We start from the raw sequence: 7830 nt of genomic DNA, 5'->3' as shown, positions 1-7830 counted from the left end.
TGCCGCCGCGACGCCCCCCTCATCCGGCCTTCGGCCACCTTCTCCCACGAGGGGAGAAGGGGGGAGATTCGTGGCGGGAACCCGCTTCGCGTCCAGGGCGGAAAAAGTGTCGGGTCGTCAGCCCGGCGGGAGAGGGGACGCGTGTTCCACGCTTGGCCGGTTGGGCGTGGGTTGGAAAACCACTTCGAACTCGACGAATGAAGCCAAGCCGCCTAACCCGCAAACTATTCATGCACAACAATTTAACGCGAACCCCAGGAATGCGGCGGCGCGCGAACGAAGCCAACGCGCGAGCCCCGCGCGGCGGCGTCGCCGGGCGGGGCTCGGGAGGCATCGGGAGTCGGGTCCGGCCGGGCTCAGGGGGTCAGGCCGGTCCCGCCGGAGGCGGGGAGGGGCGGGGCGTCGACCCGGCCGTTGAGGGTCGGGACCTCGGTCTGCGGCGGGGCGCCGTCCATCGAGGTGTACGGCTCGACGGGCGTGGTCGAGGAATCGAGCGGCATCCCGCCGGCCGGATGGTCGCCCCCGTCGCCGATGAACGGGATGAAGCGCTGGCCGCGGTTGACGTAGGGGTTGTAGTACGTCCCCGGGAACATCTGGACCGGCGGGATCGCCAGGTAGCGCGGGAAGTAATAGTCGGGCGTGCGGTCGGCGCCCAGCGGCAGGTAATGGCCGGGCGAGTACCAGCCGGCGTTGACGGGGTCGCCGTTGGGGAAGCCCCAGCCGTCCCCCGGGCCGGGGGGCAGGACCCAGCCGCCGGAGCGATGCTTGTCGTGGCCGCGGTGATGTCCCGCCGCCGCGTGGTGATGATGCCCGTGCTGATGGGCGTGGCCCGCGTGCGCGTGGCCCTGCCCCACGCCGCCGACGGCCAGCGCCAGCCCCAACGTCATGATCGCGGCGGTCATCCTCGAACCTCCTTGTCGAATCCCTTCGGCGCGCGAGCCCCCGACCCCGGTCGGGCGTCTGTGGGGAACCTACCGCGCGGAAGGGAATCGGGACGGGATTCCCGCCCCGATTCCCTTCCCGGCGCCCGCCCCGGACGCTACGATCGACTCCTCCCCCACGACCGAAAGAGGCCGCGCCTCGGAAGATCCGCCATGATCCTGCTGATCGACAATTACGACTCCTTCACCTACAACCTCGTCCAGCGCCTCGGTGAGATCGACCCGGGGGTCGACCTGGAGGTCGTCCGCAACGACCGGATCACCGTGGAGGAGATCGAGGCCAAGGCCCCGTCGCGGATCATCATCTCGCCGGGCCCCTGCACCCCCCGCGAGGCCGGCGTCTCCACCGAGGTCATCCGCGCCTTCGGCCCCCGCGTCCCCCTGCTGGGCGTCTGCCTGGGCCACCAGTGCATGGGCCACGCCCTGGGCGCGAACGTCGTCCGGGCCGATCGCGTCATGCACGGTAAGACCTCGATGATCCACCACGACGGCAAGGGCCTGTACCAGGGCCTCTCCAACCCCTTCCAAGCCACCCGATACCACAGCCTCGTCATCCAGCCCGGCACGCTCCCGGAGGAGCTGGAGGTGGTGGCCCGGACCGAGGAAGGCGAGATCATGGGCGTCCGCCACAAGACGCACCCCATGGAAGGCGTGCAGTACCACCCCGAGAGCTTCCTGACCCTGGAAGGGATCAAGCTCCTCAAGAACTTCCTGGAATGGAAGGCCTGAGCCGGTGGGCGACCCCATGCCGACCGTCGCCGAGGCCCTCGCCCGGGTGCTGGAACACGTCCGCCCGCTGCCGGTCGCGGGACGCCCGCTGGAAACGTGCCTCGGCCGCCGGCTCGCCGGGGACGTCCACGCCGACGCCGACCAGCCCCCGTTCGACAAGGCCCTGATGGACGGTTACGCCGTCCGCTCGGCCGACCTCGCCCAGCTCCCGCGCCGGCTGACCGTCGGCGAGACCCTGCCCGCCGGCGCGGTCCCCTCGCGACCGATCGCCCCCGGCGAGGCCGCCGCCATCATGACCGGCGCCCCCCTGCCCCCGGACGCCGACGGCGTCGTCATGGTCGAGAAGACCGAGCCCGACGGCGACGACGGCGTGGTGATCCTCCCCCAGCCGATCGCCCCCGGCATGAACCGCATGACCCGCGGCGAGATTTACCGCCAGGGCGACCGATTGCTGGCCGCCGGCGCCCCCCTCGCCCCCGTCCGCCTGGGCCTGCTCGCGGCCGTCGGCGCGGCGACGGTCCGCGTTTACGACGCCCCCCGCGTGGCGATCGTCCCGACCGGCGACGAGCTGGTCGCCTTCCGCGACACACCCGGCCCCGGCCAGATCCGCGAGTCCAACGCGACCATGCTGACGGCCCTCGCGACCGCCGCCGGCGCCGACGCCTGGACCTCCCCCATCCTCCGCGACGAGCCGGGAGCCCTCCGCGACGGCCTCCGCGAAGCACTCGACCGCGACGTCGTCCTCGCCATCGGCGGCGTCTCGGCCGGCCGGCGCGACCTGGTGCCGGAGACCTTCCGCGCGCTGGGCGTCCGCGAGGTCTTCCACAAGATCCGCATCCGGCCGGGCAAGCCCCTGTGGTTCGGCGTCGGCCCCGATCGCGACGACGGCCGCCCCCCCGCCCTGGTCTTCGGGCTGCCGGGGAACCCGCTCAGCGGCCTGGTCAACTTCCTCAATTTCGTCGCCCCGGCCCTCGTCGCGATGCAAGGCGGCCCCGCGACCGGCCCGAAGCTCCTCCCCGCGCGGGCGGCGAAGCCGCTGGCCCGCCGCGCCGACCTCGACGTCTTCCTCCCCGCGCGGATCGTCGAGCCGGCCGAGGCGTCGCGGCCGATCGCCGTCGAGCCCCTGCCGAGTCGCGGCTCCGCCGACATGGCCGCCGTCGCCCACGCCGACGGCTTCCTGACCGTCCCCGCCGGCGACGGGACGATCGAGCCAGGTGAAATTGTCGATTTCCTGCCGCTGGAGTAAGTTACGCGGCCGGCGCTCGAAATACCCTACCGACCTTCCCATTAGGCTCGCGCGTCCGGTCCCCTCTCCCCCCGGGAGAGGGTAGCCGCGCCAGCGGCGGGTGAGGGTCGTCGGGTTTCGGAGGCGCCGCCGGTTTCACGGAGGGGATGACCCCCCGCGATCTCCGCGCGGCGACGACCCTCACCCGGCCCTCCGGGCCACCCTCTCCCGGCGGGAGAGGGGATGCCGCTCCGCACTCGGCACCAGTTCTCAGACCCCCCGGCCCCCGGAAGGACGCCCACTGATGGAACGCGAGACCGCACCCGCCCCGGGCCCCGACGAGGAGCGCCGGCTGAGCCTGAGCGAGCGGGCCTCGCGCCAGCCGGTCGCCGCCTGCGTCGTCTCCGGGCTCGCCCTGTGGGCGGCGTTCCCGCCGATGGAGTGGTCCTGGCTCGCCTGGATCGCGCTGACGCCGCTGTTCCGGCTGGCGGTGGAGCCCGTCGGCGGGTGTCGGCTCTACCTGGCGGCGTGGGCCGGCGGGGTCGCGTTCTGGTTCCCCAGCCTCCAGTGGGTCCGCCTCACCGACCCCACCGCCTGGTCGGCCTGGGTCGCGATGGCCGGCATCTTCTCGCTCTGGTGGCCCGGCTTCCTCGCGCTGACGCGGTTCGCGATGTTCCGCCTGGGAATCCCGCTGATGATCGCCGCGCCAATCCTCTGGGTCGGCCTGGAACACGTCCGGGCATTCATCCTCTCCGGCTTCCCCTGGTACTACCTGGGGCATAGCCAGTATCGCGTCCTGCCGCTGATCCAGATCGCCGACTTCGCCGGCGCCCTCGGCGTCTCGTTCCTGATCGCGACCGTCAACGCCTGGATCGTCGACCTCCTCACCCTGCCGGCCCTCTACCGCGCGGCCGCCGGGACCAGGCTACGACCCCGCCAGGCGGTGCGGCTCTGGTACGTCCTGATCCTGATCCTCGGGACGCTGGCCTACGGGGCATTCCGGCTGCGGACCGCCAACTTCACGGAAGGCCCGCGACTCGCCCTGCTCCAGACGAACTTCGAGCAGCGCTACAAGTCCGGCGCCGACCCCGCGGCGATCCTCGCCCGCGTCGAGGCGTTGGCGATCAAGGCGGCGAGCCGCGAGCCCAAACCCGACCTGATCGTCTGGCCCGAGACCTCGTACCCCTACAACACCATCGAGATCGACCCGGCCACCCCCGCCGCCGCCCTCGGCGACCAGTTGGGGCTGATCACCGATGACATCGACGCCGCCGCCTGGCGCGAGCGGGCCGGGCATATCGACGCCTATCTGCGCGCCATGACCGACTCGCTGGGCTCCGCGATGCTCGTGGGGACGCTGCGGTACACGCACACGCCGGAGGGCCTGCGCAAGTACAACGCGGCCGTCCTGACGACGCCCGCGTCGCCCGACTTCCAGATCTACCGCAAGATTCAGCTCGTCCCGTTCGGCGAGTACATCCCGCTCGTCGAGTTGTTCCCCTGGCTGATGGTCTTCACCCCCTACCGCGACGGGTACATCCCCAGCCTGACCTTCGGCTGCGAGGCGAACACCTTGAAGCTGGGCGACCATCGCGTCGCCGTCGCCATCTGCTTCGAGGACACCGTCCCCCACCTGATCCGGCGATTCTTCGCCGAGGCCCCCGACGGCCTTCACCCCGACGTCCTCATCGACGCCTCCAACGACGGCTGGTTCCACGGATCCGCCGAGCTGGACATGCACCTGGCCGTCAGCGTCTTCCGCTCGATCGAGAACCGCGTGCCCCTCGCCCGCGCGGTCAACACCGGCATCTCCGCGGTCGTCGACGGCGACGGCCGGATCCGCGAGGTCCTCCCCCGCCAGACCGAGGGCGTCCTCCACGCCGCCATCCCCCTGGACCCCCGGACCGCCCCCTACACTTCCTGGGGAGACTGGCTCGGCCTCTCCTGCATCGCCGTCTGCGTCGGCATCGTCCCGACCGGCCTGGCCTATCGCAGGCTCCGCCCGGCGCTCATCAAGCCCAACTAAAAAACCCGGGTGAAATCCACCGGCACTCGCGAACAAAAGTGCCGATTTTTACTTTCCGCAGCCTCTGTCCACTCGGCCCCTCCCACCCGGCATAGGCCGCGGCACCGCCACGGGACGGAGGTCGCCCGACACATTCCTTATTAAACTCACAGCGCCCGAACCCAACTCAATCGGCCACGCATCGGCCGAACAAAACGCTCGTCCGAAGTCTCGATATTGCCCGGGCTCAACCGGAAACACGATGTTCCTCCTCGCCCCGGCGTCCCCGCCGTCTTTCGCCTCGCGATCGGGCGACGTCGGGCCGCGCAGCCGGAACATTCGCCGGTTCCTCCCCGCATCTCCATCTTGCGTCGCTTGCCTTCCCCCCGGTCGTGGGTTAGATTTTGGGCGAGTTGCGCCGGCGGACGCGGGACTGGTTCTCGTGGGGGATCCTCATGTTGCGACATGAGCGACCCTTGTCGTCGCGGGCGACGCGGCGTTACATTCGAATAGAGGGGAGAGTCCTCGCGGCCGGGGGTCGCGGGGGGTCCCGCCACATCTCCAGGGATTACTACGGTCCAAGCCCGATCCCGTCTCGGACGCACGGCGGATACGTCGCGCGGGTGGTTGGCCGGCCGTCTTACTTTGAATGGTAGGATGGGATCATGACTACCGTCGGAAAGATTCTCGTCCTCTTCATCATGGCCTTCTCGCTCATCCTGAGCGCCGTGTCGACGGTGGTCTTCACGACCTCGAAGAACTGGAAGACCGCGACGGAGGTCGAGAAGAAGAAGGTCAACGACCTGACCACCAAGCTCCGGGACGCGGAGGCGCAGACCGCCGCCGCCGCCAAGGATCTGGAGACCCAGAAGGCCAACTACGAGGCCCAGGCGAAGCAGCTCGCCGACAAGGTCGCGGCCGTCGAGCAGCAGAACCAGGTCGCGCAGCAGCAGATCACCACGGCCGCCGGCCAGGTCGCCACGGCCCAGCAGAACGCCAAGACGTCGCTCGACGAGGCGGAGGCCAACCGCAAGGAGGCCCTGCTGCTCCGCGAGCAGAAGTCGGCCGTCGAGCAGCAGGCGAACGAGTTCAAGCTCCACGTGGCCGAGCTGAACGACAAGATCCGCGAGATGGAGCGGGCCCTGGACTCGGCCACCAAGAACAACACCGACCTCAAGGATCGCGTCGCCAGGTTCTCGGCGCTGCTGCGCTCGCAGGGCCTGTCCGACGACATCAGCCAGATCACCGCCACCGAGAGCGCCCCGCCGGTCGTCGGCGAGGCCAAGCGGGTCGACGCCAACAACCGACGGTTCGAGATCACCATCGGCTCGAACGACGGCCTCGTCGTCGGCCATGAGCTGTACATCATGCGGACCTCGCCCCGCGCCGAGTACCTCGGCAAGGCCAGGGTCGTCTCCGTCGAGCCCAACCAGGCCGTCGTTCAAGTGATCGGCAACACCTACCAAGGCAAGAAGATACAGGAGGGCGACATTGTCTCGTCTACGATCCGGCCGCGGCTCTAATCCCTCCGGCGCGTCGCGGGCCGCCGCCGCCCCCCGGGGCCGCGGCGTCCTCGTCCCCGCCGCCAAGAGCGACATCTACGTCGCCCTCCTCGGAATCTCCCTGGCCGTCCTCGTCATCTCGTGCATCCTGATGGCGATACTGCTGATGCAGTACGAGTGGAAGGTCTCCGTCTCGTCCGCCACGCCGACCCCGTCGGCACTCGCGACGGCCCCCGTCCAGCTCGCCTCCGCCGCGACCGCCCCCATCCCGGCTCGCTGCTGAAACCCCGCCAATCCCGGACGCCCGCCCTCCCCACGCCCCCGGCGCGGGAGGGCGGGCTTTTTTTTCGCCCCGAGCATTGACTGAACGCCCGAACACGATAAAATGATTCGTACGGGAAGTGACGATGGGGCGGGCCAGGAGGGCCGCCGGGATCGCCCGAATGGGAGGAGCGGGGCGGCGTCGTCGCGGTCGCGCAGTCAGGAGCTTACGGGAGCACACACATGTCTCAACACATCACGATCTTCGCCGCGCTCGCCGCTCCGTTCCAGGCCGACGAGGTGCGGACCCGGAACCAGTCCGGCCGCGAGCTGCAATACGTCACGGCTCGCACGGTCATGAACCGGCTCGACGAGGTGCTCGGCCCCGAGAACTGGTGGGACGAGTACACGCCGATGGCCAACGCGGTGATCTGCAAGCTGACGGTCCGGCTGCCGGACGGCTCGACCGTGACCAAGAGCGACGCCGGCGGCTTCACCACCACGGCCGACTCCAGCGACTACGAGAAGACCGGCTTCTCGGACGCCTTCAAGCGCGCCGCCGTCAAGTTCGGCGTGGCCCGCTACCTCTACGGCGACGGGGTCCCCAACTCCATCCGCGAGGCCCTGACCCGCGAGCGCCGCGAGCGACGCGAGCAACAGGCCCTCGCCGCCGCGGCGGTCGCCGAGGCCGGCGTCGAGGCCGAGACGCCCCATCCGCAAATCCAGGCCCAGGCCCAGCCGCGGCCCTCGCGCCCGGCCGCCGAGTCGAACGGCGCCCCCGGCGCGGTGCCGAAGTCGGGCAAGGCCCTCTTCGCCTGGATCAAGGAGCGCGACGAGAAGCTGGGCGTCGACCTCCTGAAGACCCTGACCGACTGGGGCAAGGAGAACCACTTCCCCCCCCGGATGGTCCAGTGGACCGGCGAGCAGGTCGACCAGGGCCACACCGAGGCCCTCCGCCTCCTGACCGTCCGCCAGTCCGAAGGCGCCGCCCTCGCCGGCTCCGGCGCCGGCGGTCGCTGAGACCCGTCCTGTTCCATGCTCATCGAGCGTGGAACGCGCGCCCTGCCGGTGGGCTGACGACCCGACGCTTTGCCGGCATGGGCGCGAAGCGGGGCACCGCCGCGAACCTCCCCCTTCTCCCCTCGTGGGAGAAGGGGGAGGTTCGCG

General features: G+C 70.5%; 7 protein-coding genes. 6 read left to right on the top strand and 1 reads right to left on the bottom strand.

What is annotated here, in order from left to right; genetic code table 11:
• Positions 1 to 356 precede the first annotated feature (356 nt).
• A complete protein-coding gene (locus WG209_RS18115) occupies positions 357 to 902 on the bottom strand; it encodes a hypothetical protein (RefSeq protein ID WP_337176489.1) in 546 nt (181 codons plus the stop codon).
• A gap of 192 nt (positions 903 to 1094) precedes the next feature.
• Between WG209_RS18115 and WG209_RS18110 the strand changes: the two genes are divergently transcribed.
• The 6 genes from WG209_RS18110 to WG209_RS18085 all read left to right on the top strand — a co-directional run bounded on the left by WG209_RS18110 (position 1095) and on the right by WG209_RS18085 (position 7683).
• Positions 1095 to 1670 carry an aminodeoxychorismate/anthranilate synthase component II gene (locus WG209_RS18110; protein WP_337176488.1) on the top strand — a complete coding sequence of 192 codons (576 nt, stop codon included), beginning with the start codon at positions 1095 to 1097 and terminating at the stop codon, positions 1668 to 1670.
• A gap of 16 nt (positions 1671 to 1686) precedes the next feature.
• Entirely contained in the window at positions 1687 to 2916 is a 1230-nt protein-coding gene (glp, locus tag WG209_RS18105) for a gephyrin-like molybdotransferase Glp (protein ID WP_337176487.1), read from the top strand.
• 283 nt (positions 2917 to 3199) lie between these two features.
• The gene (gene lnt / locus WG209_RS18100; RefSeq protein WP_337176486.1) at positions 3200 to 4921 is read left to right on the top strand and encodes an apolipoprotein N-acyltransferase; all 1722 of its coding nucleotides are present in this window, start codon (positions 3200 to 3202) and stop codon (positions 4919 to 4921) included.
• Positions 4922 to 5565: 644 nt separating this feature from the next.
• A complete protein-coding gene (locus WG209_RS18095) occupies positions 5566 to 6423 on the top strand; it encodes a hypothetical protein (protein ID WP_337176485.1) in 858 nt (285 codons plus the stop codon).
• Complete coding sequence (locus WG209_RS18090; protein WP_337176484.1) at positions 6392 to 6685, top strand: hypothetical protein; 294 nt, start codon at positions 6392 to 6394, stop codon at positions 6683 to 6685. Before WG209_RS18095 ends, WG209_RS18090 begins: the two co-directional genes overlap by 32 nt.
• Before the next feature lie 221 nt (positions 6686 to 6906).
• Positions 6907 to 7683 (top strand): Rad52/Rad22 family DNA repair protein, encoded by a 777-nt coding sequence (locus WG209_RS18085; RefSeq protein ID WP_337176483.1) that lies wholly within the window; start codon positions 6907 to 6909, stop codon positions 7681 to 7683.
• The last annotated feature ends 147 nt before the right edge of the window (positions 7684 to 7830 follow it).

The organism is Paludisphaera sp. (assembly GCF_037189885.1).
In the GTDB taxonomy this organism is placed as follows: Bacteria; Planctomycetota; Planctomycetia; order Isosphaerales; family Isosphaeraceae; genus Paludisphaera.
This window is presented reverse-complemented; position numbering and strand designations above follow the sequence as displayed.